This window comes from Acidovorax sp. JMULE5 (genome assembly GCF_013376875.1).
Taxonomy (GTDB): Bacteria; Pseudomonadota; Gammaproteobacteria; order Burkholderiales; family Burkholderiaceae_C; genus Acidovorax; species Acidovorax facilis.
In genome coordinates this window covers 698,498-725,433 of the sequence record NZ_CP035951.1, presented here as the reverse complement: position 1 = coordinate 725,433, position 26,936 = coordinate 698,498, and the positions used below count along the sequence as shown (strand labels likewise).

At 65.6% G+C, this 26,936-nt stretch carries 22 protein-coding genes; 13 read left to right on the top strand and 9 right to left on the bottom strand.

What is annotated here, in order from left to right; genetic code table 11:
• The first annotated feature begins 80 nt into the window (after nucleotides 1-80).
• Both EXV95_RS03340 and EXV95_RS03335 read left to right on the top strand, forming a co-directional pair.
• Nucleotides 81-2,306 carry an ATP-binding protein gene (locus EXV95_RS03340; RefSeq protein WP_176885802.1) on the top strand — a complete coding sequence of 742 codons (2,226 nt, stop codon included), beginning with the start codon at nucleotides 81-83 and terminating at the stop codon, nucleotides 2,304-2,306.
• Entirely contained in the window at nucleotides 2,293-2,979 is a 687-nt protein-coding gene (locus EXV95_RS03335; protein ID WP_176885801.1) for an RluA family pseudouridine synthase, read from the top strand. The genes EXV95_RS03340 and EXV95_RS03335 overlap by 14 nt, the downstream gene beginning before the upstream one ends.
• Nucleotides 2,980-3,045: 66 nt before the next feature.
• Here EXV95_RS03335 and EXV95_RS03330 read toward each other — a convergent pair whose 3' ends face one another.
• A complete protein-coding gene (locus EXV95_RS03330) occupies nucleotides 3,046-3,489 on the bottom strand; it encodes a DUF4902 domain-containing protein (protein WP_055397425.1) in 444 nt (147 codons plus the stop codon).
• 58 nt (nucleotides 3,490-3,547) lie between these two features.
• On the bottom strand, nucleotides 3,548-4,261 hold the full coding sequence (locus EXV95_RS03325) for an autoinducer binding domain-containing protein (protein WP_176885800.1): 714 nt from the start codon (nucleotides 4,259-4,261) through the stop codon (nucleotides 3,548-3,550).
• 219 nt (nucleotides 4,262-4,480) lie between these two features.
• On the opposite strand from EXV95_RS03325, the gene EXV95_RS03320 reads away from it, so the two are divergent.
• From EXV95_RS03320 to EXV95_RS03300, 5 genes are all read left to right on the top strand, one after another.
• Complete coding sequence (locus EXV95_RS03320; RefSeq protein ID WP_176885799.1) at nucleotides 4,481-5,035, top strand: acyl-homoserine-lactone synthase; 555 nt, start codon at nucleotides 4,481-4,483, stop codon at nucleotides 5,033-5,035.
• Nucleotides 5,036-5,092: 57 nt separating this feature from the next.
• The gene (gene cysC / locus EXV95_RS03315; RefSeq protein WP_176885798.1) at nucleotides 5,093-5,767 is read left to right on the top strand and encodes an adenylyl-sulfate kinase; all 675 of its coding nucleotides are present in this window, start codon (nucleotides 5,093-5,095) and stop codon (nucleotides 5,765-5,767) included.
• 27 nt (nucleotides 5,768-5,794) lie between these two features.
• Nucleotides 5,795-6,820 (top strand): hypothetical protein, encoded by a 1,026-nt coding sequence (locus EXV95_RS03310; protein WP_255484906.1) that lies wholly within the window; start codon nucleotides 5,795-5,797, stop codon nucleotides 6,818-6,820.
• Entirely contained in the window at nucleotides 6,817-7,890 is a 1,074-nt protein-coding gene (locus EXV95_RS03305; RefSeq protein WP_176885797.1) for a sulfotransferase, read from the top strand. Before EXV95_RS03310 ends, EXV95_RS03305 begins: the two co-directional genes overlap by 4 nt.
• Before the next feature lie 85 nt (nucleotides 7,891-7,975).
• Entirely contained in the window at nucleotides 7,976-9,637 is a 1,662-nt protein-coding gene (locus EXV95_RS03300) for a methyl-accepting chemotaxis protein (RefSeq protein ID WP_176885796.1), read from the top strand.
• A gap of 118 nt (nucleotides 9,638-9,755) precedes the next feature.
• Here the strand turns inward: EXV95_RS03300 and EXV95_RS03295 are convergent, their stop codons facing one another.
• Nucleotides 9,756-10,640, bottom strand: coding sequence for an EamA family transporter (locus EXV95_RS03295; protein WP_121419935.1), 885 nt, complete (start codon nucleotides 10,638-10,640; stop codon nucleotides 9,756-9,758).
• Nucleotides 10,641-10,727: 87 nt separating this feature from the next.
• On the opposite strand from EXV95_RS03295, the gene EXV95_RS03290 reads away from it, so the two are divergent.
• The 4 genes from EXV95_RS03290 (at nucleotide 10,728) to EXV95_RS03275 (ending at nucleotide 14,482) form a co-directional block, all read left to right on the top strand.
• Complete coding sequence (locus EXV95_RS03290; protein ID WP_176885795.1) at nucleotides 10,728-11,243, top strand: MarR family winged helix-turn-helix transcriptional regulator; 516 nt, start codon at nucleotides 10,728-10,730, stop codon at nucleotides 11,241-11,243.
• Between the two features lie 39 nt (nucleotides 11,244-11,282).
• Nucleotides 11,283-12,044 carry an SDR family NAD(P)-dependent oxidoreductase gene (locus tag EXV95_RS03285; RefSeq protein ID WP_176885794.1) on the top strand — a complete coding sequence of 254 codons (762 nt, stop codon included), beginning with the start codon at nucleotides 11,283-11,285 and terminating at the stop codon, nucleotides 12,042-12,044.
• 93 nt (nucleotides 12,045-12,137) lie between these two features.
• Nucleotides 12,138-13,322, top strand: a complete 1,185-nt coding sequence (gene bktB / locus EXV95_RS03280; protein ID WP_176885793.1) for a beta-ketothiolase BktB — start codon at nucleotides 12,138-12,140, stop codon at nucleotides 13,320-13,322.
• A gap of 176 nt (nucleotides 13,323-13,498) precedes the next feature.
• Nucleotides 13,499-14,482, top strand: coding sequence for a tripartite tricarboxylate transporter substrate binding protein (locus tag EXV95_RS03275; RefSeq protein WP_055397442.1), 984 nt, complete (start codon nucleotides 13,499-13,501; stop codon nucleotides 14,480-14,482).
• Between the two features lie 190 nt (nucleotides 14,483-14,672).
• Here the strand turns inward: EXV95_RS03275 and EXV95_RS03270 are convergent, their stop codons facing one another.
• From EXV95_RS03270 to EXV95_RS03255, 4 genes are all read right to left on the bottom strand, one after another.
• Nucleotides 14,673-15,110 carry a universal stress protein gene (locus EXV95_RS03270; RefSeq protein ID WP_055397444.1) on the bottom strand — a complete coding sequence of 146 codons (438 nt, stop codon included), beginning with the start codon at nucleotides 15,108-15,110 and terminating at the stop codon, nucleotides 14,673-14,675.
• A 137-nt stretch (nucleotides 15,111-15,247) separates the two neighbouring features.
• A complete protein-coding gene (locus tag EXV95_RS03265; protein ID WP_176885792.1) occupies nucleotides 15,248-16,024 on the bottom strand; it encodes a 2OG-Fe dioxygenase family protein in 777 nt (258 codons plus the stop codon).
• A gap of 126 nt (nucleotides 16,025-16,150) precedes the next feature.
• Nucleotides 16,151-16,642 (bottom strand): hypothetical protein, encoded by a 492-nt coding sequence (locus tag EXV95_RS03260; protein WP_228895041.1) that lies wholly within the window; start codon nucleotides 16,640-16,642, stop codon nucleotides 16,151-16,153.
• Between the two features lie 247 nt (nucleotides 16,643-16,889).
• Nucleotides 16,890-19,754 (bottom strand): EAL domain-containing protein, encoded by a 2,865-nt coding sequence (locus tag EXV95_RS03255; protein WP_255484905.1) that lies wholly within the window; start codon nucleotides 19,752-19,754, stop codon nucleotides 16,890-16,892.
• Nucleotides 19,755-19,978: 224 nt separating this feature from the next.
• On the opposite strand from EXV95_RS03255, the gene EXV95_RS03250 reads away from it, so the two are divergent.
• The gene (locus tag EXV95_RS03250) at nucleotides 19,979-20,353 is read left to right on the top strand and encodes a PilZ domain-containing protein (protein WP_055397452.1); all 375 of its coding nucleotides are present in this window, start codon (nucleotides 19,979-19,981) and stop codon (nucleotides 20,351-20,353) included.
• Nucleotides 20,354-20,469: 116 nt separating this feature from the next.
• Here EXV95_RS03250 and EXV95_RS03245 read toward each other — a convergent pair whose 3' ends face one another.
• Complete coding sequence (locus EXV95_RS03245) at nucleotides 20,470-22,155, bottom strand: long-chain fatty acid--CoA ligase (protein WP_176885791.1); 1,686 nt, start codon at nucleotides 22,153-22,155, stop codon at nucleotides 20,470-20,472.
• 233 nt (nucleotides 22,156-22,388) lie between these two features.
• Here EXV95_RS03245 and EXV95_RS03240 point away from each other — a divergent pair, with 233 nt between their 5' ends.
• Nucleotides 22,389-22,745: a hypothetical protein gene (locus EXV95_RS03240; RefSeq protein ID WP_176885790.1), complete on the top strand. Its 357-nt coding sequence runs from the start codon at nucleotides 22,389-22,391 to the stop codon at nucleotides 22,743-22,745.
• Between the two features lie 23 nt (nucleotides 22,746-22,768).
• On the opposite strand, the gene hrpA is transcribed toward EXV95_RS03240, so the two are convergent.
• Nucleotides 22,769-26,845, bottom strand: a complete 4,077-nt coding sequence (hrpA, locus tag EXV95_RS03235) for an ATP-dependent RNA helicase HrpA (protein WP_176885789.1) — start codon at nucleotides 26,843-26,845, stop codon at nucleotides 22,769-22,771.
• Nucleotides 26,846-26,936: the final 91 nt, after the last annotated feature.

Genomic DNA, 26,936 nt, shown 5'->3' with positions numbered 1-26,936 from the left:
CGTGGCCATGCTTTCTGGCCCACAGCATTGCGCAGCGCGCGCACTTTCCTCGAGCCAAAACCCCTGGCCGCGCCCCTCCCATGAGTGAACCCGACCTGTCGTTTCTGGACCCTGCGGGGCGGCAGCCCGCTCCCACAGGTCATGCGCCCGGGACTCCCACCCCGCGTGCCACGCCCCCCAGCACAGGAGCCGAGGGCCTGGTGGCTGAGCTGCGCGCCTACCAGGCAGAGCTGGAGAGCCAGAACAAGGTCCTGCGCTACAGCCAGACCGTGGCGGAAAGCGCCTACGAACGCTTCGAGACCCTGTTTGCCAGCGTGCCGCTGGCCCTCATGGTGGTGGACGAACACGACATGGTGGTGCAGGCCAACTCGATGGCGCACCGCTCGTTCCAGCCCACCGAACGCGACCGCCCGCTCACGGCACTGATGCCCTTTGTGCGCCCGCAGGACGCCCGGCGCGTGCGCGAGGCCTTCGCGCTGGCGCAGGACCTGGGGCGCAGCGAGGTCAAGGAGGTCGTTTTTTCCATCAATGCAGATACGCCCATCACGGGCGACCTGCACATCGCGCACATTGAGGCCCCGCAAAGCAATGGCCCCCCCCTGTCGCAGTTTCTGTGTGCAGTGATCGACCAAGGCCCACTGCTGGCCGAGCGCCAGGCGCTGCAGCACAGCGCCATTACCCTGCAGCAGCGCAACGAACAGATCCGCGCCAGTGAGAAGCGGCTGGAGGCCATCATCAACTCCGCGCTGGACGCCATCATCTGCGTGGACCAGCACCAGCGCATCACCGTGTTCAACCCTACGGCGGCAGCGCTGTTCCAGTGCAGCGCCAGCGACGCGCTGGGCAGTACGCTGGACCGCTTTTTGCCCGATGCGGCGCAGGCGCTGGCGTTTGCCCAGCTCACCACCCAGGCCCTGCTGGGCGAGATGACGGCGTTGACCGCCAGCGGCAAGGAACTGGCGGTAGAGGTGAGCGTGTCGTTCGAGCGCCATGCCGAGGGCGAAACCACCACCGTGTTTGCCCGCGACCTGACCGGCCGCAAGAAGGCCGAGGCGCACCGCAGCGAGCTGGAAGCCCAGCTGCGCGAGTCGCACAAGATGCAGGCCGTGGGCACCATGGCGGGCGGCATTGCACACGACTTCAACAACATCCTGGGCGCGATCCTGGGCAATGTCGAACTGGCCAAGGCCGACTGTGCAGCAGGTTCGCCCGTGCTGGAAAGCCTGATGGAGATCGACAAGGCAGGCAGGCGCGCGCGCGACCTGGTGCGCCAGATCCTCACTTTCAGCCGCAATGAGCCACCGCAGCGCTCCGCAGTGTCGTTGGCCGAAGTGGTGCACGACACCGAACGCCTGCTGCGCGTCACCCTGCCCCCCGCCATCGAGCTGCACATGCAGTTGCAGGCGGGCCTGCCCCCCGTGCTGGCCGACGCCACGCAGGTCGAGCAGGCCCTGCTCAACCTGTGCACCAATGCGGTCCACGCCATCCAGAGCCAAGGCACCGAGCGCGGCAGCATCCATGTGGAAGCCGCTGCCGTGCAGCCCGACCAGCGCCTGAGCGAACGGCTGGGCCTGGCCCCCGTGGACTATGTCGCCCTGACCGTGCGCGACAGTGGCCCCGGCATGGACGCTGCCACGCTGGAACGCATCTTCGAGCCCTTCTTCACCACCAAGCCCGTGGGCCAGGGCACGGGCCTCGGCCTGGCGGTGGTGCACGGCGTGATGCGCACACATGAAGGCGGCGTGGACGTACACAGTGCCCCCGGCCAGGGCAGCCGGTTCACGTTGTACTTTCCGGTCGCCCACAGCGCGGCGCAAAGCACCCTGGATGCGCAGCCCATTCAAGCGGTGCAGGCCGCACCAGCATCCTCCGCACCCTCGACGCCTCCCGCCACCGATACCCCCGGCAGCGCACCGCGCAAGAAGCACCACGTGATGTACGTGGACGATGACCAGGCCCTGGTGTTTCTGGTTCAGCGCCTGCTGCGCCGCCGGGGCTATGAGGTCAGCGGCTACACCGACCCGCACGAGGCCACGGCCGCGCTGCGCGCTGCCCCGCAGGCCTTTGACCTGCTGGTCACCGACTACAACATGCCCGGCTTCTGTGGAGTGGACCTGGTGCGCGAAGCCCGCCTGATCCGCCCTGACCTGCCCGTGGCCCTGGCCTCGGGCTACGTCACGGCCGAAATCGAACAGGCTGCGCTGGCCGAAGGCGCACAGGCATTGATCCACAAGCCCAACGACGTGGAAGAGCTTTGCGCCACCGTGCAGCGCCTGGTGGGCGGCGACAGCCATGCCGCAGGCTGAAACCAGCGCGCTGGCTGCGGACACTGCCGGCCTCCGCGCCCCGGTGGCACTGCATGAGGATGCCGACCTGCTCGTGCTCTGCAAGCCCTCAGGCCTGCTGTGCGTACCAGGGCGCGGCCCCGACAAGCAAGACTGCCTGAGTGCCCGCGCTCAGCAGCACTGGCCCGGCGCACTCATCGTGCACCGGCTGGACCAGGCCACCTCAGGCCTGGTGCTCATGGCCCGGCATGCCGATGCACAACGGCGCCTGAGCCTGGCGTTCGAACAGCGGCAGATTCACAAGCGCTACGTCGCAATCGTGCAAGGCCTGGTGGCCGAACCGCCCGGCTCCTGGGCAGACATCCACCTGCCCATCGCTGCCGACTGGGAGCGACGCCCCCTGCGCGTGATTGACGCAGAGCACGGCAAGCCCAGCCATACCCGCTGGCGCCCCCTGGCCCACAACACGGCGGCCGGAACCACGCGCGTCGAGCTGGAACCCGTCACCGGCCGCACGCACCAACTGCGCGTGCATCTGGGCGCCCTGGGCCACCCGATCCTGGGAGACGCGCTGTACGCCGATGCAGCCACCCAGGCCCAGGCGCCACGCCTGCTGCTGCATGCCGGGGAACTGGCCTTGGTCCACCCCACCACCGGGCAGGCCATGCGGTGGGAACTGGCAGCTGATTTTTGAAGTGTTTTTGCCACCCAGCGCTTGAAGGGTGTCATTTATAGCTATATTTTTAATAGCAAACCATACTCAATGACTGGGCAGCAGGGCCGTCACCGAATGGCTCAATTGCTCCTGCCAGGGCAAAGCATCCACCACCGTGGACAGCAGTTCCAGGTTCTTGTGCCACCCGGTGTCGTTGCCCGTGGAATACACCAGCATCACGTTGCTGCGGGGCTGGCCCAGCCGTGCCCAGGCAAAGGGCCGTTGCGCTGTCCAGAGACTGATGTGCCAGTCCCAGCCAATGGAAACCACGGGGCAGGACGCGCTCACCCATTCGGTATAGCCGCTGATGGTGGTTTCGCAGCCGCACACTGCGGTGCGCGGCACTACCAGGTCCAGGTCTACCGCCGACATCAGATGGTGGATGGGCAGGGACAGCAACTCGTCAATCGACAGGCGCAGCAGGCCATCCGGCGACACCTGCATGGCGTTCACGCCCGCCCCCCACAGGCCACCCAGGTTGCGGCCCATCCCAGCTTGGTGCAGTCGGGCTGTGCGCAAGGGCCAGCAGCGCCCCCGGGCCGCTGCATCAGCCCAGCAACCCCAGCATGGCGGCACGCACGGTAGCCGCCGTCTTGTTGGTGGTTTGCAGCTTGATCACCGCGTTCTTGACGTGGAAGTTCACGGTGTTTTCCGACACATCCAGCAGGGAGGAAATGTCGGCAGAAGTCTTGCCATCGGCGGTCCATTTGAGCACCTCGATTTCTCTGGCCGTTAGATGCGGCTGCATCTCTTCGGCCTGGCGTGTCGTGAAGATGCGCGAGAGGATCAGGTGCGCAATGTGCGCCAGCCAGCGCATCTTCATCTCGCTGTGGGCCACCTCATCGGATGTCAGGGCGTCAGCCGAACGCGCCAGCGTCAGCATGCCACGCACCCCGCCGCCATCGATGCACGATTGAGCCCATCCAAACCGCAGGCCGAAAGAGCGCGCGTCCTCCCAGAAATCCTGGGCTGAAGCAAACACGTCATCTGACCAGACAAGGGGCGTGTGCTTCCGGCACCCATGCTGCACCGTGGGGTCCACCTGCACGTAGCCCTGCCGCACATACCTATCCTGCCACGCCTGCGGGTAATTGTTCAAAAAAATGGTCTTGGGGTTGGACAGGGGCATGGGCACCCTCAGGCCGTAGGCGCAGTACTCAAACCCCAGGGCGTGCGCAGCAAGCTCGATTTTGCAAAAAACCTCCTGCTCAGACTGCGCGCGGTCCATCACCCCCAAAAGATCTTCTTGCCAGCTTGTCATAGGACTCCAACACCGAACACCATCCCACAGAGACCGACCATCCGAGTGCTAATCACGCACCATCAACCGCTGTTACGTTTGTGCACATTCTGGCGGCATTGACGCCCTTTGGCGAGTGCATTTTGACCAGGGCCGCGTCAGACAACACCTACCAGAGTTGGTAGTTACAAATATTTTCTTCTGATTTTCTAATGGTGAAAACTCATGAGGGAATCTCCGATGCACATCACCTCTGGCTGCTCTGCGGAACTGCATCCACCACTGATGACCCGCATGGCCCGGTACCGGCACCGCGTTTTTGTGGAAAAACTGGGCTGGCAGCTGAACTGCCGCGATGCCCTGGAGCTGGACCAGTTCGACCGGGACGATACCGTCTACGTCATCGCACAGAACGAAGATGACGAAGTCATCGGCACTGCCCGGCTGCTGCCCACCACCCGGCCCTATCTACTGGCCGAAGTGTTTCCCCAGCTGCTCAATGGCGCCCCGGCCCCCGACGCACCCGAGGTGTGGGAGCTGTCGCGGTTTGCAGCCATGGATTTTTCAGGGCCCACCGGTTCCGCGCTCGACCAGTTTTCCTCGCCCATCACCACCGGCCTGCTGCAGGCGGCCAGCCGGTGCGCCATGGCACACGGGGCCCAGCGCATGGTCACTGTCTCTCCACTGGGGGTGGAGCGCCTGCTGCGCCGCACGGGTTTTGAATCGCATCGCCTGGGCCCGCCCACCGTGGTCCAGGGCCATCCGCTTTTTGCCTGCTCCATTCGGTGCAAGTGACAACACGAACCCGCCTGCTGCCACGCTCGCCGCCCACAGCCCTTGCCTGACATGACCATGCCGCTGCCTTCCTCGCTCCAGCACCCGGCCCAGGGCCCAACCCCTGCGGCTGCATCTCCCGGCCTGACGCCCCACGGCCTGCGGGTGGTGATCCCACATGCCGGACGGGTCACCGGCCCCCTGCGCGAGGACCTGCTGCAGCAGCGCCCCGTCACCGTCTGGCTCACCGGCCTGAGCGGCGCGGGCAAGTCCACCCTGGCCTATGCGCTAGAAGAAGAACTGCATGGGCTCGGGTTTGCGAGTTTTGTGCTGGACGGGGACAACCTGCGGCACCGGCTCAACCGCGACCTGGGCTTCAGCGCCGCCGAGCGCTCGGAAAACATCCGGCGCGTGGCCGAAGTCGCCGCCCTCATGAACGACGCCGGGCTGATGGTGTTCACCGCACTCATCTCCCCCCAGCGCAGCGACCGTGCCATGGCCCGTGCGCTCATCGGAGAACACCGCTTTCTGGAGGTGCATGTGAGCACCCCGCTCAACGTGTGCGAGGGCCGCGACCCCAAGGGCCTGTACACCCTGGCGCGTGCGGGGCACATCCCACAGTTCACAGGGGTTTCCGCCCCCTACGAGGCACCCGAATCGCCTGATTTCAGCATCGACACCGCCCACCTGAGCCTGCCCGATGCCTGCGCGCAGGTGCTCGCGCTCCTGCGCCAGCGCGGGTACATCCGCTAGGGCTGTCTTTTTTGCACGTTTCTATCCATGTCTACCGACCACGCCCCAGTCTCCGCCCCGGCGCCAGCCCCCACGGCCCATGGGGTGCACGCCTATGACCTCTTCAACGGTGATGCCGACGGGCTGTGTGCGCTGCACCAGCTGCGCCTGGTAGAGCCCCGCGACAGCTTTCTCATCAGCGGGGTGAAGCGGGACATTGCCCTGTTCGACCAGCTGCCCTCCGGGCGGCCACTGCAGGTGACGGCGCTCGACATCTCGTGGGACCGCAACGCGCAGGGCGTGTGCCGGGTGCTCAATGGCGGCGGCCACGTGACTTATTACGACCACCACAGCGCAAAAACCCTTTTTCGCCACCCGCAGCTCACCGCCCACATTGACACCGGCCTGGACGTCTGCACCAGCATCCTGGTAGACCGCCACCTGGGCGGCGTTTTGCGCCAGTGGGCCATCGTGGCGGCCTACGGTGACAACCTGGACGCCGTGGCCGACCGCATGGCGCGCGAACATGGCTGCACGGCAGCCACACGTGGTGCACTGGCGCAGCTGGGCTACCTGCTCAACTACAACGCCTATGGCGAAAGCCGCGAAGACCTGCACTTTTGCCCCGTGCAGCTGTACCGGTCACTCCATCGCTTTGAAAGCCCGCTCGACTTCATGGCCAAGGCCTACGAATTCCGCCGCCTGCAAGAAGGCCATGCCAGCGACCAGCAGGCCGTGCAGGACCTGGCCCCCTATACCGCCAACGACCGGGCCACCGTGTACGTGCTGCCCGACCGCGCATGGGCCCGGCGCCTGTGCGGCACCCTGGCCAACCAGCTGGTGGCGCGCAACAACGGACGTTCGGTCGCCGTACTCACGCCCCGTTCGGACGGCGACTTTCTGGTGAACCTGCGCATCGGCAGCGCCAGCGCCAGCCGTGCCGACATCTTCTGCAGCCGCTACCCGGCGGGTGGCGGTCGCCATGGCGCGGGCGGCATCGACCGGCTGCCCGACCAGGATATGGATCGCTTCATCAACGAGTTCTTCGCGCACCTGGAGTCAGACACACCATGAACCAGCCAACCCGCACTACACGCCCGCTTCCGCTGTTGATGATTCCGCTGCGGCGCTGCGGCAGCCATGCACTGCGCCTGCGCCTGAACGCCAGCCCACAGTTCCACTCCCCCTACCCCCTGCACATCGTGGACTTCATGCCCCTGGTGCCGCTGTATGGCGACCTGCGCGACGACAGCGCGTACCGGCAGATGGTCAAGGAAGTGGTGGGACTGCAGCAATCCAGCATGGTGAAGTGGCCGGGGGTGCATTTCGACGCCGAGGAGATCTTCAACGCGCTGGAGAACGAACCCCGCAGCGTGCACCGCATTGTGTGGGAGCTGCTGCTGCGCAGCGCGGAGCAGCACGGGGCCAGCGTGGCCATGGACAAGTCGCTCGACAGCGTCCACTACGCGCACGACCTGATGGTCCTGTTTCCGGAAATGCGTTTTCTGAACGTGGTCCGCGACCCCCGGGCGCAGGTGGCTTCGATGAACCGGGCGATCATTCACGACTTCGACACCACACTCAACGCCCTGGCCTGGGTCAAGGCCCACGCCACAGGCCGCGCACTGGCATTGCGCTACCCGGACCGCGTGCTCACCATCCGCTACGAAGACTTCCTGGGCGACCAGGAACAGACGCTGCGGCGCATCTGCCAGTTCATCGGCATCGAGTTCCTGCCGCAGATGCTGGACATCGCGGCATCGCAAGAGGCGCAAGACCTGTCCCGCATGTCAGCCCTGTGGGAGTCCAACTGCTTTGCCCCCCTGCCAGCCAACAAGGACAAGTTCAAGACCCAACTGCAGCCCCACGAGATCGAGACCATCGAAAGCCTGGCGTGGGAAACCATGCACTACTACGGCTACGAATGCATGACCGAGGCCCAGGCCCTGCCCCCCACGCCCGTGGTGCTGGCGCAGTGCCACCAGCAGTCAGAAAAGCGGCGCGGCGAGGCCTGGGAGCAGTTGCTGCGCAGTGCGCCGCGCGACTATGCGGCCCGCCGCGTGCGGGCCGACTACCTGGAGCGCGTGCGCCAGCGCCTGCAAAGCACCAGCTCCCTGGAAACCGGGGCAGCGGCCTTGTCCTGACCAGCGCGGCAAACCAACCGGCTCGACAGGCACTCGACCCCAGCCCCTTCACACACCTTCGCCACAGCACCCTCAAGGAACCGCCATGCGCATCAAAGACCTGAAACTGGGCATTCGACTCGGAGTGGCATTCGGGCTGCTGCTGCTGATCACCGTGGTCATCGCTGTACTCGGCGTCATGAGCGTGACCGCCCTGCAGCATAGCAACGAGCACATTGCCACCTCGGAACTCAAGCGCCAGGGCATCGTGCACCAGTGGCAGACCGACATCCAGATGAACTGGTTGCGCACCGAGGCCTTCCTCAAGGCCAACGACGCCCAGTACGCCAGCAAGCTCAAGAAAGACATGTCTGCCGTGGTCGAGGTGCAAAGCAAGCGCATGCAGGAGGTGCGCAGCTACCTGTTGTCCGGCAAGGAAATGCAGCTTTACGACCAGGCCATTGCCGCGCGCGATGCCTACCGCGTCAAGCGCACCGAACTCGTCAAAGCCAAGGAGGCGGGACAGGACGTGGCCGCGCAGGCCGATACCGTGCTGGCGCCCGTCTTTCAGAACTACGCGGCCGTGCTGCAAGAGCTGACCCACACGCTGGACCAAGGTGTGGCCAGCACCCTGAAGGACACCACGCGCAAGGCCGAGGCCAGCACCGCCTGGGTGAGCGGCAGCACCGTACTGGCCATCCTGGTGGGGTTGTTCCTGGCGTGGTGGACCACCCGCTCCATCACCGCCCCCGTGCGGCAGGCCGTCCAGGCCACCACGGCCATCGCGGCGGGTGACCTGGCCACTCCCATCCCCCAGGGGGCCAAGGACGAGCCGGGCCAGTTGCTCACCGAGCTGGCCCACATGCGCGCCAAGCTGGCCGACATCGTGGCCAACGTGCGGCAAAGCGCCGAAAGCGTCTCCACCGCCAGTGCAGAAATCTCGCAGGGCAACCACGACCTCTCGGCCCGCACCGAACGCCAGGCCAGCGCGCTGCAGCAAACCGCTGCTTCCATGGAGGAGCTGGGCTCGACCGTGAAGCAGAACTCCGACAGCGCCCAGCAAGCCAACAAGCTCGCCCGCAATGCCAACGACGTGGCCGTGCAGGGCGGCGAAGTGGTGGCCCAGGTGGTGGAGACCATGAAGGGCATCAACGACAGCTCCAAGAAAATTGCCGACATCATCAGCGTGATCGATGGCATCGCCTTTCAGACCAACATCCTGGCCCTGAACGCCGCCGTGGAAGCCGCGCGTGCGGGCGAGCAGGGCCGGGGCTTTGCCGTGGTGGCCAGCGAAGTGCGGGGGCTGGCGGGCCGGTCGGCCGAAGCTGCCAAGGAGATCAAGGAACTCATCTCGGCCAGCGTGAGCCGCGTGGACCAGGGCACGGCCCTGGTCGACAAGGCCGGGCAGACGATGACGGATGTCGTCCAGTCGATCCGGCGTGTGACGGACATCATGAGCGAGATCAGTGCCGCCAGCGCCGAGCAGAGCGACGGCGTGGGCCAGGTGGGTGAAGCCGTGATGCAGATGGACCAGGCCACGCAACAGAACGCAGCCCTGGTCGAAGAAATGGCCGCCGCCGCCAGCAGCATGAAGAGCCAGGCCCTGGATCTCGTCCAGCTGGTCTCGGTGTTCCAGTTGGATGCAGCGGGCAGCAGCACCCCGCTGCCCGCCGCCAGCCGAGCGCCCACGCCATCGGCCCACACCGCCCACACAGCCCTGGCACAGGTTGCACGCGTCGGCGCGCCCCGCGCCATCGCCGCAACCTGAGGTGCCGCAGGGCAAGGCGACAGTTAAGGGTGTTTTGAGGCCCTGGCGCATGATGGTCCTCATTGTTAGCTATACAAAATATAGCAAATGAGACACCCTCCAGGCGCGACCAACGAGCCTACCCTTGCACCGGCCTCGACATCGCCCACTGCACCGCCAGAATGCTGGCCAGCACCACCAGCATGCCCCCCAGTGCCACCCCCGTCATGGCCTGCCCCAGCAACACCCAGCCCAGCAGCACGGCCGTGACCGGGCTCAGCAGCCCTAGCGACGACACCGCCACCGACGGCAACCGCGCAATGCCACGAAACCACAGCGCGTAGGCCAACAGGGCACCCGCCAGACTCAGGTAGACATAACCGCCTACCTGCGCGGCCGAGAGCGCGGGCAGCGGCGGGTCGACCACCCAGGCCACGGGCGCCAGCATGATGCCGCCCGCCAGCAGCTGCCAGCCCGTAAATGCCAGCACCGGCAGGTCCGACCGCCAGCGCCGCGACCAGAACGTGCCCGCTGCCATGCACACTGTGCCCACCAGCGCCGCAGCCACGCCCACCATGTCCCACCGCGCCCCCGGCGACAGCAGCAGCGCCGCCATGCCCAGCACGCCCAGGGCACCCGCCGCCAACGCCAGGCCGGGCGGGCGCCGATGGTCCAGCGCCCAGACCAGCCCCATCACCACCAGCGGACCTATGGCGCCCACCACAGCCGCCACGCCCCCCGGCAACCGGTAGGCCGCCACAAACAGCAGCGCCTGGAAGACCCCGATGTTCAGCGCCGACAGCACCAGCAGGCGCCGCCACCCCACCCAATCGCCCCACGCCGGCCAACGGCGGCACCACAACACCAGCAGCAGGCCTGCAGGCAGCGTGCGCAGCAGCGCCGCAGTGAACGGCCGGTCGGGCGGCAACAGCTCGGTGGTGACGATGTAGGTAGAGCCCCAGATCACCGGGCCCAGGGCCGTGGTGAGCGCATCCAGCCAGGGAGAGGTACGGTGGTTTTGCATGGCAATCTATCTTCAATTCAAGATAAATAATCCTACCACGCCCGTGCACTAAAATCTTGAATTCAAGATAATTTCATCACCAATACCATGGCCACTCAACGCCAACCCGACGCCGTGGACGCCATCCTGGCCCAGTGGCACCGTGAGCGCCCCGACCTGGACGTGAGCCCCATGGGCCCCATCGGCCGCATCAAACGCTGCGCCGCGCTGTTGCAGCGCAGGCTCGACGAGACATTTGCCGAATTCGGCCTGAGCTATTGGGAGTTCGACGTGCTGGCCACGCTGCGCCGCAGCGGCGCGCCCCACTGCCTGGCACCGACCACGCTGTTTTCCACGCTCATGGTCACCTCGGGCACCATGACGCACCGCATGGGCAAGCTCGAAGCCCAGGGCTGGATCACCCGCCTGCCCAACCCCGACGACGCGCGCAGCTCGCTGGTGCAGCTCACACCCGAGGGGTTGGCACTGATCGACCGCGCCGTGGAAGCCCATGTGGCCAACGAGCACCGCATCCTGGCGCCACTGAAGGCCGCCGACCTCGCGGCACTTGACGCCCGGCTGGCACTGCTGCTGACGGCGCTTGAGTCGCCCACAGGGCAGTAATTACCCCCGGCCATGGGTACTGCGCAGTAACATGGCGGGATGCCCCAAAACCACCTCACCATCCTCACCGGCGCATCGCGCGGCATGGGCCTGGCCATGGCCCAGCAGCTTTTGAAAAGCGGCAACACCCTGGTCTGCATCGCGCGCAGCACCAACGCCGACCTGGCCATTGAAGCGAAAGCGGCAGGCGTCACCATCGAACAGTGGCAGCAAGACCTGTCGCAGGGCGAACAGGCCGCCCACAAGCTGCAGGCTTGGCTGCAGGCGCAAGGCCCGCAGGCATTTGCCAGCGCCACGCTGATCAACAACGCGGGCATGATTCCGCAGATTGCACCGCTGTCACACAGCAATGTGGACGACCTGGCCACCGCCCTGCGTGTGGGGCTGGAGGCGCCCATGCAACTGACCGCCGCCTTCCTGGGTGCAACGGACAGCTGGACGGTGCCCCGCAAGGTGCTCAACATCTCCTCGGGCCTGGGCCGCCGGGCCATGGCCTCGCAGGCCGCCTACTGCGCGGCCAAGGCCGGCATGGACCACTTCACGCGCTGCGTGGCGCTGGATGAGGCCCTCAAGCCCCATGGTGCCAAGGTATGCTCGCTCGCTCCTGGTGTGATCGACACCGACATGCAGGTCCAGCTGCGCAGCGCCGACCCGGCCGCCTTCCCGGACCGCCAGAATTTCGCCAACCTCAAGACGGGTGGCCAACTCACATCGCCCACCGACGCCGCTATCCGCGTGCTCGCCTGGCTGGATCGCGCAGACTTCGGCACCAACCCGGTGGCCGATGTCAGGGATGCCTAAAGCCCCGAAACTCCTGTTTTTGTAGCTGCTCGCGCTTGATGGAAAAGCGCTAGCGGCCAATTTAGCCTCAAATTCATCTGAAAGGACCTCCCCATGACCCGTGAAGTCGTCGTCGTCAGCGCAGTGCGCACCGCCATTGGCACCTTTGGTGGCAGCCTCAAAGACGTGCCGCCCACCGAACTGGGCGCGCTCGTCGTGCGCGAATCGCTTGCACGTGCCAACGTGGAAGGCAAGGACGTGGGCCACGTGGTGTTTGGCCATGTGGTCAACACCGAACCTAAGGACATGTACCTGTCACGCGTGGCCGCCATCAACGGTGGCTGCGGCGAAGGCACGCCTGCTTTCAACGTGAACCGCCTGTGTGGCTCGGGCCTGCAGGCCATCGTCAACGCCAGCCAGTCCATCCTGCTGGGCGACACCGACGTGGCGATTGGCGGCGGGGCCGAAAACATGAGCCGCGTGCCCTTTGCCAGCCTGAACATGCGCTGGGGCGCCCGCATGGGCGACACCAAGATGGTGGACATGATGATCGGCGCTCTGCACGACCCCTTCCACAACATCCACATGGGTGTGACGGCCGAGAACATTGCCGCCAAATGGGGCATCACGCGTGAAGACCAGGACAAGCTGGCGGTGGAAAGCCACAACCGCGCCGAACGCGCTACGCAAAACGGCGTGTTCAAAGACCAGATCGTCCCCGTCACGCTCAAGAGCAAGAAGGGCGACGTGTTGTACGCCACCGACGAGCACTTCCGCCCCGGCGCCACGATGGCCGACCTGGCCAAGCTCAAGCCCGTATTCATCAAGGAAAACGGCACGGTGACGGCCGGCAACGCCTCGGGCATCAACGACGCCGCCGCCGCCGTGGTGCTGATGGAAGCCGGTGCCGCCAAGGCCCGTGGCGCCAAGCCCCTGGCACGCCTGGTGGCCTACGCCCACGCGGGTGTGGACCCCAAGTACATGGGCATCGGCCCCGTGCCAGCCACGCAGCTGGCACTGAAAAAGGCGGGCCTCACCGTCAACGACCTGGACGTGATCGAAGCCAACGAAGCCTTTGCCGCCCAGGCCTGCGCAGTGACCAAGGACCTGGGCCTCGACCCTGCCAAGGTCAACCCCAACGGCTCGGGTATTTCGCTGGGCCACCCTATTGGCGCCACCGGCGCGCTCATCACCGTGAAGGCCATCCACGAGCTGCAACGCATCCAGGGCCGCTATGCGCTGGTGACGATGTGCATCGGCGGTGGTCAGGGCATTGCAGCGATTTTTGAACGCATCTGACCTCCCTGCGGGTGGGAACACTGCCATCGCCACCCGCGATGCTGCCACCCGCCATTGGCAAGGCGGGCGCCTCCGGTCATCAGCGATCATTGGCGCCCGCTGACCCAGATCAGCCAGGTGGCGTGTGCCCAGCCACCGCCTGCACATTCCATGAACCGACGGAGACAAACCACACCATGATTCGCACCCTGCTTTCCTTCACCGCGATCGCTTTTGCCGTGGGCACCACCGCGCACGCCCAGGCACCCGCACCGGCTGCGGCCTACCCCACCAAGCCCATCCGCCTGATCGTGCCCTTCCCGCCCGGTGGCGGCACCGACATCCTCTCGCGCCTGGTGGCCACCAAGCTCACCGAAAGCGCCAAGTGGACCGTGGTGGCCGACAACAAGGCCGGCGCGGGCGGCACCATCGGCATTGGAGAAGCCGTCAAGGCCGCGCCCACGGGCTATGACCTGGTGATGGGCCAGAAGGACAACCTCGTGATCGGCCCCTGGCTGTACAAAAACCTGCCCTGGGACCCCACCAAGGACCTGACCGCCATCGCCCACGTGGCCTACACGCCCGTGGTCATCGCCACCAGCGTCAACTCCAAGTACAAAACGCTGGCCGACGTGGTGGCCGCCGCCAAGGCCTCGCCCGGCACCATCACCTATGGCTCGCCCGGCAACGGCACCTCCATCCACCTGGCGGGTGACCTGTTCGAGAAGGCCGCAGGCGTCAAGCTGAGCCACATCCCGTACAAAGGATCGAACCCCGCGTTGATGGATGCGCTGGCGGGCAACGTGGACCTCCTGGTCTCGTCCCTGCCCTCGGCCATGGGCCAGATCAAGGCAGGCAAGCTGCGCCCGCTGGCCGTCACGTCGGCCAAGCGCAGCTCGTCGCTGCCCGAAGTGCCCACCGTGGCCGAGTCGGGCTTCAAGGACTTTGATGTGAGCACCTGGTACGGCGTGTTTGCCCCAGCCGGTACACCCGCCGCCGTGGTGACCACCGTGAACGCTGAAATCAACAAGCTGCTGGCCACGCCCGACATGAAGGCCGCCATCCAGGCCCAGGGCGCCGAGCCCGAAGCCATGTCGCCCGCACAGTTTGGCACCCTGCTCAAGACCGACTACGCCAAGTGGAAGGGCATCGTGGAAGCCTCCGGCGCAAAGATTGAGTGACCCCCTGAGGCGTTTCGCGCCTTCCCCCTGAAGGGGGACGCACCCGGTGGCCTGGCGGAGCCAGATCCACGGGTGCACTGGTACGGGGCGTGCCTGTTCCACGAGCTGTGGAATGCGCGGATGCACGGCGTCATCGAGAACTGAAATGAAGAACGGCTCCTTTCGGAGCCGTTCTTCATAGGAGTGGCGCTCAGTCCCTCACGACCAGAACCGGGATGTGCACCACACCCAGCACGCGCTGCGTGACGCTGCCCAGCACCAGCTTTTCAAGGCCTCGGCGGCCGTGTGAACCCATCACGATGAGGTCGGCGCCCGTGCTCTCCAGCGCGCGCAGGATGCCGTCGTGCACGGCATGGCCCTCGCCCACCACGGTGGTCACAGCCACACCGGCTTCGGCCATGGCTTTGCGCGTGGCTTCCAGGGCCGCGTTGGCTTCGGAGGTAGCGGCATTGATGTACTGCGCCTGGCCATACGCAAAATCGGCCCCCACGCCGGTGAAGGGATAGGGGTCTACCACGTAGACCGCCGTCACGGCGCTGCCAAAGGTCTTGGCCAGCCCGGCCGCCTTGGACACGGCCAGCATCGAGGTGTTGGAACCATCGACTGGAACCAGAATGTGCTTGAACATGGTGCTTCTCCTTGGGTTGATGGGTGAGTCAAGCTTGTGGCCCGACTTCTTGAACCAGAGTGTGAACCGCCACCATACCCCGCATCTTGATTCGCATCAAATCGGCTGCACACATGCGCTGCTGCAGGCGCTTGTGTTCAGGCTGCCGGGGTCTGCCCCACCACGTCCGCCCCCTGAAAGTTGCCTCGGCGGCAGGTGACCACCAGGGTGTCGCGGTACCCGCCTTCGGCCAACGGTTGAATGGGGGTGGACTCGTGGATCATGCGGGCATCGTCCAGCAGCAGCAAAGACCACGGCTCGGTCAGCGTAAAGCGCTGGCCGCTCGGGCCTGCGGCCTCGAAAACGCGCGTCTCGCCGCCCTTGACGCCCTCGCGCCCCACCAGGAAGACAGCCACCAGATCCACGCCATCGCGGTGTGCCCCCTCGGGCGTGGGCCGGCCAATGCCGTCGGTGGTGTCGATGCGGAACTGGTGCGCCTCGATGAACCAGGGCACGGGCGCCTCGGACAGAGCAAACACGGCATCGGACACCCCGGCCAGCGCAGCCAGCAGCTGCTGCCACACCGGCTGGGCCACGGTGGCAGCCTCCATGGGCGCAAACCAGCGCTCCATGCCGCCATGCAGCGCGTTGTATTCCACAGGTTGCCAGTGCGCCCGGTGCGGTGCCTGCTGCAGTTGCCCGCCCTGCACCACAAAACACGCATGGCGGCGGCGCCGGTAGCGGCCACCGTCCTTCAGAAAATCATCGGGCGGCAACGCCGCCCAGTCGCCATTCAGGGCCATCAGCGACGAAAGATCGCAGCCCACCCAGCGGGCCACATCGGCAGGCGACAGAACGGCGTAGCCCGCCTTGCGGAGCTGGCTCGCCACATCGGAGGGAGCCGTGAACGGAGGAGAAAAAGTGACTTGGGCCATAGAAGCCCGAGCTTAACCGCTGGCGCCGCAGGTCTTCTGCGGTGGCTCAAGCAAGGTGCGGCAGGGCCTGCACCTGCTTGGCACCCCGCAGTGCTGCGATCGGCCTTCCCCCTCAGTCGTTAGCCATCAATCGCGGTTGCCGTGGCCCTTGCCGTTGCCATGGCCGCGCCCCCGGTCATGGTCACGGTCGTGCTTGCCACCGTGGCGGTGGTCGTCGTCCCAGCGGCGGTCATCGCGGCCGTGGGCACGGGGTGGAGGGCCACGGCGTGGTGGTGGCTCCTGCACAAAATACACCGGTTGGTTGCAGGCGTTGTAGCGGCCACAGTGTTTGCCCCAGTTCTTGGCATGGCCGGGCGGCACATACAGGTAGATGGGTGCCCGTGGCACCACCACTGCCGGGCGGTGGATGATGACCGGCTCGGCGTAGATCAGCGGCGGTGGTGGCGCATTGCCGATGTTGATGCGGCCGTACACGCCGGGCGCCAGTTCGCCGCCCACGGTGGCGTTGACATAGGCCTGCGCGTGGGCGCCGCCAGCGGCTGCCAGCAGCAGCGCGGCCATCGCGCCAGACAGGAGAAGACGGAGTGAGTGCATCGTGGTCATGGTGGTGTTTTTCATGGGGGACTCCTTGTTTTTGCCACCCGGAGCCGCCACCCGTTGGGCGGCTGCGGTAGGCTGGCCCTGGTTTGTAACAAGGCCTGCCACACCCTACACCGCGCAGGGTGCACAGGATGTAAGGAAATGGCGACAGAACCCCTTGCCGGCCTCGCAGCGGTCAATTTTACAAGCAAAATTTGCTTCTAGCGCTTACCTATCAAGCGCTAGCAGCTATCAAAATAGAAGCACCCTCCAACAATAGACGGCCCTACACCACCGCCCCTGCCGGCGCCTCCCGCAGTGCGCTGGCAGGTCCGGGCCGCCCAAACAGGTAGCCCTGCCACATGTGGCAGCCCAGGCTGGCCAGCATGTCGCGCTGCTCGCAGGTTTCCACGCCTTCGGCAATCACGCCCAGGTCCAGGCTCTGGGCCAGGGTGACGATGGTGCGGGCAATGCTGGCATCGTTGGCGTCGGTGAGCAGGTCGCGCACAAAACTCTGGTCGATCTTGAGCTGGTCCAGCGGCAGGCGTTTGAGGTAGCTCAGGGACGAGTACCCGGTGCCGAAGTCGTCGAGCGAAAACCCCAGGCCCAGCGCCCGCAGCGTGGTCATGCGCTCGATCGTGTCCTCCACGTCGTCAAGTAGCAGGGTCTCGGTCAGCTCCAGCTTCAGGCGCTGCGGGTTGGCCCCCGTCTCTTCAAGCACGCCCAGCACCTCGTCCACAAAGTGCGGGTGGCGGAACTGGCGCGCGCTCACGTTGACGGCCAAGGTCCAGGGGGCGGTGGCCGGGTCTTTTTCCCACTCCACCAGCTGCAGACAGGCAGTGCGCAATATCCACGCCCCCAGCGGCACGATGAGGCCCGAGGCCTCGGCCACCGGAATGAACTCGGCCGGCGACACCAGCCCCCGCTGCGGGTGCTGCCAGCGCACCAGCGCCTCGGCCCCCACCATGCCGTGGGCTTGGCTGATCTGGGCCTGGTAGTGCAGCAGGAACTGGCCGTCACGCAAGGCCTCGCGCATCCCGGACTCCAGGGCCGTGCGCGCCGTGACGGCTGCCTGTGTGCGCGGATCAAAGAACCGCATCGTGTTGCGCCCGGCACCCTTGGCCTGGTACATGGCCATGTCGCCCCGCTTGAGCAGTTCGTCCACTGAGCCCTGCGCATCGGCATACAGCGCCACGCCGATGCTGCACGAGCTGTGGTACGTGTGCCCCCCGAGCGGATAGCCTTGCGCCAATGCGAGCAGCACCGCGCGCCCCACGGTTTCTGCCTGGGCAGCGGCCTCGTGGGCCTGTGGGCTCAGCCCCTCGATCAGCAGCACAAATTCGTCGCCCCCCAGCCGCGCCACGGTGTCGCCGCTGCGCACACAACCGCCCAGGCGGGCCGCCACCTGGCGCAAGAGCTGATCGCCGAACTCGTGGCCCTGTGTATCGTTCAGATCCTTGAAGTTGTCCAGGTCCACAAACAGCAGTGCCCCGCCCGCACCGGAGCGCGCCGAGGTGGCCAGGCTGTGCTGCAGACGGTCGTTCATGAGGCGGCGGTTGGGCAGACCGGTGAGCGGGTCGTAGAACGCGAGCAGACGGATCTCCTCCTCGGCAGCCTTGCGGTGCGAGATGTCGGTCAGCGTGCCCACATAGTGCGTGACCTCGCCTTGTGCAGAACGCACAGCCGTCACCGTGATCCACGCGGGGTACACCTCGCCGTTCTTGCGCCGGTTCCACACTTCGCCCTGCCAGGCACCGGTGCTGCGCAGCGCACTGTGCAGGCCTTCGTAAAACTGCGCATCGTGGCGGCCAGACTGCAGCAATGCGGGGGTCTGGCCCACGAGCTCCTCCACCGTATACCCCGTGAGGCGTGCATACGACTGGTTGGCCTTCAGGATGCGCTGGTCCGGCCCCGTAACCACCATGCCCTCGAACGACTCGAACACGGATGCCGCGATCCGCAGCGACTCCTCGGCCCGGCTGCGCTCTGTGATGTCGGTGGAGATACCGCACAGCGCGTGGATGCTGCCGTCGGGCAGGCGAAGGGGAATCTTGACCGACAGGTAGGTACGGGTCACGCCATCGGCCAGGTGGGTATTGACCTCTTCCACCTCCAGCCGCTCGCCGTGCTCCAGAACGCGCCGGTCGTTTTCCTGGATCTGTACGGCAGTGGCCTGGTCAAAAAAAGCCGTGTCGTCCTGCCCCACCACCTCGCTCGCGGGCCGCCCGAACAGCTCCAGGATATGGTGGTTCGCATACTGGTAGCGATAGTCCCGCCCCTTGATGTAGATGAAGGCACCCACGCTGTCGAGGATGGCCGCCAGCTTCTGCTCGCTGACCTGAAGGTGGCGTGTGCGCTCCTGCACCTTGCGCTGCAGCACCACGGCCGAGAGCGCGGCCAGCAGCCCGAACAACGCCAGCCCCGCCACACCCCACCACGCCCAGGGGGGAATGCGCGCGCCCTGCTCTTGCCCGCCCCAGCGGCGCAGAACCTGGGTGTACTGCGCGTCGGCACCGCTGCGCCAGTCCTGCACTGATCGATCAATGGCATCCAGCACATCGGCGTTGCGTCCGAGGCCGGTGGCAAAGTACAAGGTGGCGGGCTGGAACACGATGCCCGAATCCGCCAGCCCATACTGGGCCGCATGAAAGTTGCCGAACAGGTGGTTGGCAATCACCGCATCCGCATCGCCGTTCTGTACAAATTCGAAAGCCTCGGTCAGTGTGGACGCGTCGATCAGCAGCACCGCGATGCCAAAACTGTCCATCATGCTCTGGAAGGTTGCGCGCTGCACCGAGCCCTTGAGCACCGCCACGCGCTTGCCCGCCAGGTCGAACATCGACTGGATGGAACTGCCCCGCGCGCGGTAGACCTGCGACCAGCTGTGCAGCACGGGCGAGGCATGAAAGTCGAACAGCCGCTCGCGCTCGCGGGTGCGGGCGACGTCGGGCATCAGGTCAATCTGCCCGGCTGCCAGCGCATCCAGACAGTCCTGCCAATCGCAGGGCACATAGCGCAGTGTCCATTGCTCTCGGGTGGCCACCAGCTGAAGCAGGTCCACAAAGATGCCTGAGGGCTTGCCCTCCGCGTTCACAAACACCTTGGGTTCGTTGGAGTACACCCCCACGCGCAGTTCGCGCGGAGCCGCCATCGCAACGCCACATGCCCACAGCAACGCCAACAGCACTGCCCATCGCAGCCAGCCGACGCAATGGCTCCCGAACCGGTACACGCATGGACTCACAGCTTGGCCCTATCGAAATCAGGGAAATAAGACCCATGGTAGCGAAAGCTTGCAAAAACATCCAAATGCAATCTGCCACCGCCGGGCTTGGAGTAGCATGTGCCCACCCCCGCTTCGCCCAGGAGACAGCGATGCCCCACGAACGCCGCCACTTTGTCCGCGTCGGCTTTGACGCACCGGCCCTGCTGACCACATCCACCGACGCATTCAGCGTGCATGTGCTGGACCTGTCCCTCAAAGGCGCGTTGATCATGGTGCCCGCGCAGGCCGACCTGGAGCCGGGCATGCTCTGCCAGCTGACCATTCCCTTGGCCGAAACCGGCAACCACATCGCCATGTCCACCGAAGTCGCGCATACCGAAGGCCTGCACACCGGCCTGCTGTGCCGGGGCATCGATCTGGACAGCGTGACCCACCTGCGCCGCCTGATCGAACTGCAATTGGGCGACCCCGCCTTGCTGGAGCGGGATCTGGGCGAGCTGACGCTGGCTACGCCATCCCACTGACCCGGGGCATGGAAAAAAGGGCTGCCAATGGCAGCCCCTGATTCCGATTCCCGGCCTGGCCACACACCAATGGGCCACAGCGGCTGCTGCCACTGCAACTGCTACTGCCACTTCCCCTACTGAGCCTCCTGCTCCTGCAGCGCCCGCCACATCACCTTGCCACTGCCACTCTTGGGCAACGCCGCCACAAACTGCACAATGCGCGGCACCTTGTAGACCGCCATGTTCTCGCGGCACCAGTCGATGATCTGCTGCTCGGTCGTGTCCTGGTGCGTGGCGCGCAGCACCACCACGGCCTTGACCGTCTCGCCCCGATAGCTGTCTTTGGCGGCGATGATGCAGGCCTCCTGGATGGCTGGGTGGCGGAACATCAACGCCTCGACCTCGGCGGGCCAGACCTTGAAGCCGCTCGCGTTGATCATGCGCTTGAGCCGGTCGGTCAAAAAGAAATAGCCGTCCTCGTCCATGCGCCCCAGGTCCCCCGAGCGGAAGAACCGCTTGCCCTCGAACTCGATGAAGGCCGAGGCCGTGGCATCGGGCCGCTTCCAGTAGCCCTCGAACACCTCGGGGCCATGGATGATGATCTCGCCCTGCTCGCCCACGGGCAGCTCCTGCAGCGTGTCGGGGTCGATCACCCGCGCGTCGGTGCTCATGAACGGAATGCCCAGGCACTGCTGCTTGGGGTGGTCGGGCGGGTTGGCGTGCGACGGAGCGGCTGTCTCGGTCAGGCCATAGCCCTCGGAATACCGCAGGCCATACTGCTCCAGCAAGCGCTGCGCCACTGCCTGCGGCATGGCGGCCCCACCCCCACCGATATAAGCCAGGCTGGACAGGTCATAACTGGCAAAGTTCGGGCTGCCCAGCAGGTCGATGACCATGGTGGGAATGTTGGTCCAGGTGGTGACCTGGTAGCGCGATATGAGGCGCCCGGCCAGGTCGCGGTCCCACCGGGGCATGATGACCAGCGTGGCGCCGCAGTAGATCGACGTGTGCATCACGCTCACCATGCCGGTGATATGGAACATGGGGACCACCGCCAGCGTCACATTGTCGACAGACCCATTGCCCCACAGGCTGGCGGCCACCGTGTTGTGCATGATGCTTTTGTGCAGGTGCATGCAACCTTTGGGCAGCCCCGTGGTGCCACTGGTGTAGGGCAACAGCGCCAGGTCGGCCGGGCCTACCAACAAAGCGGGGGGCGCATCAGTACAAGCCAGGGCATCTGCCCAGGCGTGGGCTTGCCCACCCTCCAGTGCCGGCAAGGGGTGGCGCGTGCCCAGCCAGTCCATCCACGCCTCGGGCGGCGCATCCATGCCGGTCACGGCCACGTCAAACGCATCCGAGAACTGCGTGACCACCAGATGCGCCAGCCGCTCGCCAGGGGCCAACGCATTGCTGGCCTTGGCCATCTCTGGGGCCAGATCACCCGTGGTGATCGCCACCTTGGTGTCGGGGTCGGTGATGTAGTGCTTGAGCTCCTCGGCCCGGTTCATGGGGTTGACCGGCACCACCACCGCATTGGCCCGCAGGATGGCGAAATGCGCCATCACCAGCTGCGGGCAGTTCTGCATGCACAGCACCACACGGTCGCCGCGCTGCACGCCCAGCTGGGCCAGCCGCGCAGCCAGGCGCTCCGCGCCTTCCATCAATTGCCGATAGCTGACCGTGGTCCCAAAAAACACCAGCGCCGCCTTGTCGGGGTAGCGGCGTGCATTGGTGGACAGGTTGTCCCACAGCGAGGTGGACGGCAGGGTGATGGACTTGGGCAGCCGGCGGGGCCAGAACTTGTAGTGAGCGCGCATGGAGCAGGGATTCCTTTGAAGAACACAGCCTAGTTCGCATGGTGCCCCACGGCATTGGGGATGGCACTGATGCTGCGTCGCGCATGTGACGCCGAGGTACCGGTCGCACGCGGCGCAGTGACCACAGGCTGGCGGCACAGCGCCAGCGCTTCTGGGGCAACTGGTGATCGAGAGGCGTCGGCTACCATCGTCGCCACGCCGCTTGTTCCTCCTACCTACCAAGACTCGACGACATGCTGACCCTCGTCTATTACGCCCTGATGCTCCTGGTCGGATACGTCTTTTACCGGTACGGACAGAAGTTGCTCAACCAGGGCTTGCGCGACAAGAACGATGAGTTCACCAAACCACCTGTCGGGCCCATCGGCTTCTTGCTCGTTGCCGGTTTGGGGTGCTACCTTTTGTTCGAAGCCCTGCGCGCAGTGGTGCTGCACGAAATTTCCTGCGTTGGAAAGGGCTGCGCCGGGCAGGTCTACACCCTGGCAGAGCACTCCGGCCAGTACTGGGCCAACCTGTTTTTTGTGGTGTGGATGGTGCTCGCACTGGGCTACACGATGTACGTGACGATCAAGATCTGGACCAGGGGGTAAGGCGCAGGCCTCCACCCCGGCCATCAGCTGTTGACCTGCGCCCACAACTTATCCAGCCGCTTCACACTCACTGGCTGCGGCGTGCGCAGCTCCTGCGCAAAGAAGCTCACGCGCAGCTCCTCCAGCAGCCAGCGCAGCTCCTGCATGCGCGCATCAACCTGCCCCTTGCGCTCGGCCACCAGGCGCCAGTAGCGCTGCTCTTGCGGGCGCAGCTCGGCCAGTTTGGCAGCGTCACGGGCGGGGTCGGCGCGGTATTTATCAAGCCGCAGCGTGATGGCTTTGAGGTAGCGGGCGTAGTGGGCCAGTTGCGTCCACGGGGCCACGGCAATGAAGTTCTTGGGCACCAGGCGCTGCAGCTGCTGCAGTGCGTCCGCTGTGGCTTCGGGGGCGTTTTTGGTGTCCTTGATCTTGCGGGCGGCGGCTGCGTATTCAGTGAGGATGGTGGCGGCCAGGCGCGCGACCTCGTTGGCGATCAGCGTGAGGCGGCCCCTGCCCTCTTCCACGCGGCGCTTGAAGGCAACTTCGTCGGTGGGCAGCGGGTCGAGCAAAAAGGCCCGGTCCAGCGCCACGTCGATGATCTGGGTGCGCAGCTCTTCTTGTGTACCCAGGGGCATGTAGGCCACGGCCATCTTCTGCAGGTCGGGGATGTTTTTTTCCAGGTACTTGAGGGCGTCCTTGATCTGCAGCGCAAACAGGCAGCGCAGGCCCGCGCGGTGTTTGGCTGCGGCGACTTCGGGCTCGTCAAAAACCTCGATGGTCACAGCGTCGCCGCCGTCGATGAGCGCCGGAAAGCCGATCAGCGTCTGCCCGGCCTTTTTGATCTCCATCAGCTCGGGCAACTCGCCAAACGTCCAGGTGGTGTAGCGCTGGCCTGCGGGGGGCGATGGGGTGACGCTCGCAGGTTTCGCGGTGGCGGGCGCTGCACCCTTTACTCCTGATTTAGTAGCTGCTTGCGCTTTACCATCAAGCGCTGGAGGCACTTTTGACTCATTTTTTTCACTCTCTGCCGCCCCGCCACTGAGCTTGAGCCCTGCCAGCGCCTGGAATGCGCCGCGCGCCTTGGCGCCCCATTCGGCCTTGAGCGCGCCCAGGTTGCGGCCATGACCAAGCTGTCGGCCGTGCTCGTCCACCACGCGGAAGTTCATGAACAAGTGCGGGCTGAGCATGTCGAGCTTGAAGTCCGCCCGCTTCACATCCAGCGAGGTTTCGTCGCGCACCTGCTTGAGCAACACATCAGTGAGGCTGCCGGTGCCAAAACGTTCGGGCGTGCCCAGCAGCGCGGCCAGACGGGTGGCGGACTCGGACAGCGGCACAAAGCGGCTGCGTGGGCGCTGCGGCAGGCTTTTGAGCAGCGCCTGGATCTTGTCCTTGAGCATGCCCGGCACCAGCCATTCGCAGCGCTCGTCGCTCACCTGGTTGAGCACGAAGAGCGGGATGGTCACGGTGATGCCGTCGCGCGCATCGCCGGGCTCGTGCAGGTAGCTGGCGGCGCAGTCCACGCCACCCAGTCGCACGGTTTTGGGAAAGGCGTTGGTGGTGATGCCTGCGGCCTCGTGGCGCATCAGCTCATCGCGGGTGAGCTTGAGCAGATCAGGCTGTTTTTTACTTTCTTCGCGGTACCAAGCCTCAAAGCTGTGGCCGCTGCATACCTCGGGCGGCAGCTGATGGTCGTAGAAGGCGTAGATGAGTTCGTCGTCCACCAGCACGTCCTGGCGGCGCGACTTGTGCTCCAGCTCTTCGACCTTGGCAATGAGCTTCTGGTTGGCGGCCAGGAAAGGCAGCTTGGTCTCCCAGTTGCCACCCACCAGCGCCTCGCGGATGAACACCTCGCGCGCAGCGTGCGGGTCTACCTTGCCGAAGTTCACGCGGCGGTTGTTGTAGACCACGATGCCGTAGAGCGTGGCGCGCTCCAGCGCCACCACCTCGGCAGACTTCTTCTCCCAATGTGGGTCGAGCAGCTGCTTTCGCAGCACATGCCCGCCAATCTGTTCGAGCCATTGCGGCTCAATAGCCGCAATGCCCCGGCCGAACAACCGCGTGGTTTCCACCAGTTCCGACGCCACGATCCAGCGCCCCGGCTTCTTGTTCAGGTGAGCGCCGGGGTGTTTGTAGAACTTGATGCCGCGCGCGCCCAGGTACCAGTCTTCCTCGTCGCTCTTGGCGCCTACGTTGCCCAGCAGCCCGGCCAGCATCGACAGGTGCAGCTGCTCGTAGCTGGCGGGCTGGGTGTTGATCTGCCACTTGTGCTCGGTGACCACCGTGAGCAGCTGGGTGTGGATGTCGCGCCACTCGCGCAGGCGGCGGATGCTGATGAAGTTCTGGCGCAGCAGCTGCTCGTACTGGCGGTTGCTGAGTTTGTGAGTCGCAGCGGGGACGGCGGCGGGTACAGCAGGCGCTGCGGCAGGACTGCCCCCGCCACTGCGCTGCGCCACCGGCAAGTAGGCCTGCGAAGGCGCTTTCTGCGCGGCCATCGCCTTCTGGGCACGGGCCGATGGCAGGCTGGGTGCTCCGCCCCGCGCTTCGTTGATCCATTTCCACAGCTTGAGGTAGCCGCTGAACTCGCTCTTGTCGTCGTCGAACTTGGCGTGCGCCTGGTCGGCCTGCTGCTGCGCCTCCATGGGACGGTCGCGCACGTCCTGCACGCTCAGGGCGCTGGCAATCACCAGCACTTCATCGAGCGCCTTGCGGTCGCGCGCCTCGATGATCATGCGGCCCACGCGCGGGTCCAGCGGCAGGCGCGAAAGCTCCACTCCCATGGGGGTCAGCTCGTTGGCGTCATCCACCGCGCCCAATTCGGCCAGCAGCTGGTAGCCGTCGGCAATCGCGCGGCCCGAAGGCGCCTCGATGAAGGGGAACTGCGTCACGTCGCCCAGGTGCAGCGACTTCATGCGCAGGATGACGCCTGCCAGCGATGACCGCAGGATTTCGGGGTCGGTAAAACGGGGGCGGCCATTGAAACCGGCCTCGTCATACAGGCGAATGCAGATGCCGTTGGCCACTCGGCCGCAGCGGCCAGCACGCTGGTTGGCGGCGGCCTGGCTGACGGGCTCGACCAGCAGCTGCTCGACTTTGCTACGGAAAGAATAGCGCTTCACGCGCGCTGTTCCTGCGTCAATGACGTACCGCACGCCTGGTACGGTAAGCGAAGTCTCGGCCACGTTGGTGGCCAGCACGATGCGGCGGCCCGTGTGGCCGTCAAAGATGCGGTCCTGCTCCGCCTGGGACAAACGCGCGAACAGCGGCAGCACCTCGGCATTGCGCATCACGGGCTGGTGCGACAGATGCTTCCGAAGGTGGTCGGCCGCTTCGCGGATCTCTCGCTCGCCGGGCAAAAACACCAGGATGTCACCGGCCGCATTGCCTTGCCACAGCTCGTCCACACCATCGGCAATGGCTTCGTTCAGGCCGTAGTCGCGGCTTTCTTCAAACGGGCGATAGCGCTGCTCCACCGGGAAGGTGCGGCCCGACACCATGATGACGGGGGCCGGGCCCTTGGCCGACTCAAAGTGCTTGGCAAACCGGTCCGCATCAATCGTGGCCGAGGTAACGATGACCTTCAGATCAGGCCTGCGCGGCAGGATCTGGCGGATGTAGCCCAGCAGGAAGTCGATGTTGAGGCTGCGTTCGTGCGCCTCGTCAATGATGATGGTGTCGTAGTTCTTGAGCAGCGGGTCGGTCTGCGTCTCGGCCAGCAAGATGCCGTCGGTCATGAGCTTGACGGAGGCATCGCGGGAGAGGCGGTCCTGGAACCGCACCTTGAAGCCCACCACATCGCCCAGCGGCGTGTTCAGCTCTTCGGCAATGCGCTTGGCCACGCTGCTGGCCGCAATGCGGCGCGGCTGGGTGTGGCCGATGAGCTGGCCCTTGGTGCCTGGCCTGGCGTTGCACTTGCCCCGGCCCAGCGCCAGTGCAATCTTGGGCAACTGCGTGGTTTTGCCGGAGCCCGTTTCGCCGCACACGATGATGACCTGGTGCTTCTTGATGGCCTCCATGATCTCTTCGCGCTTGCCCGATACGGGCAGGGACTCAGGAAAGGTGATGCGCAGCGGCGCAGTGCGCGGGGCGGTTGGCAAGGGGTGGGGAGGCGCGGATTCGGTCATGGAGGGCTGCATTATCCGAGCCGGGCGTTGGCCGCGTGCAACACGGGCCATGCGCGCGGTTGCCAGCCCGGGTGCGGGGCTTCCACAATCG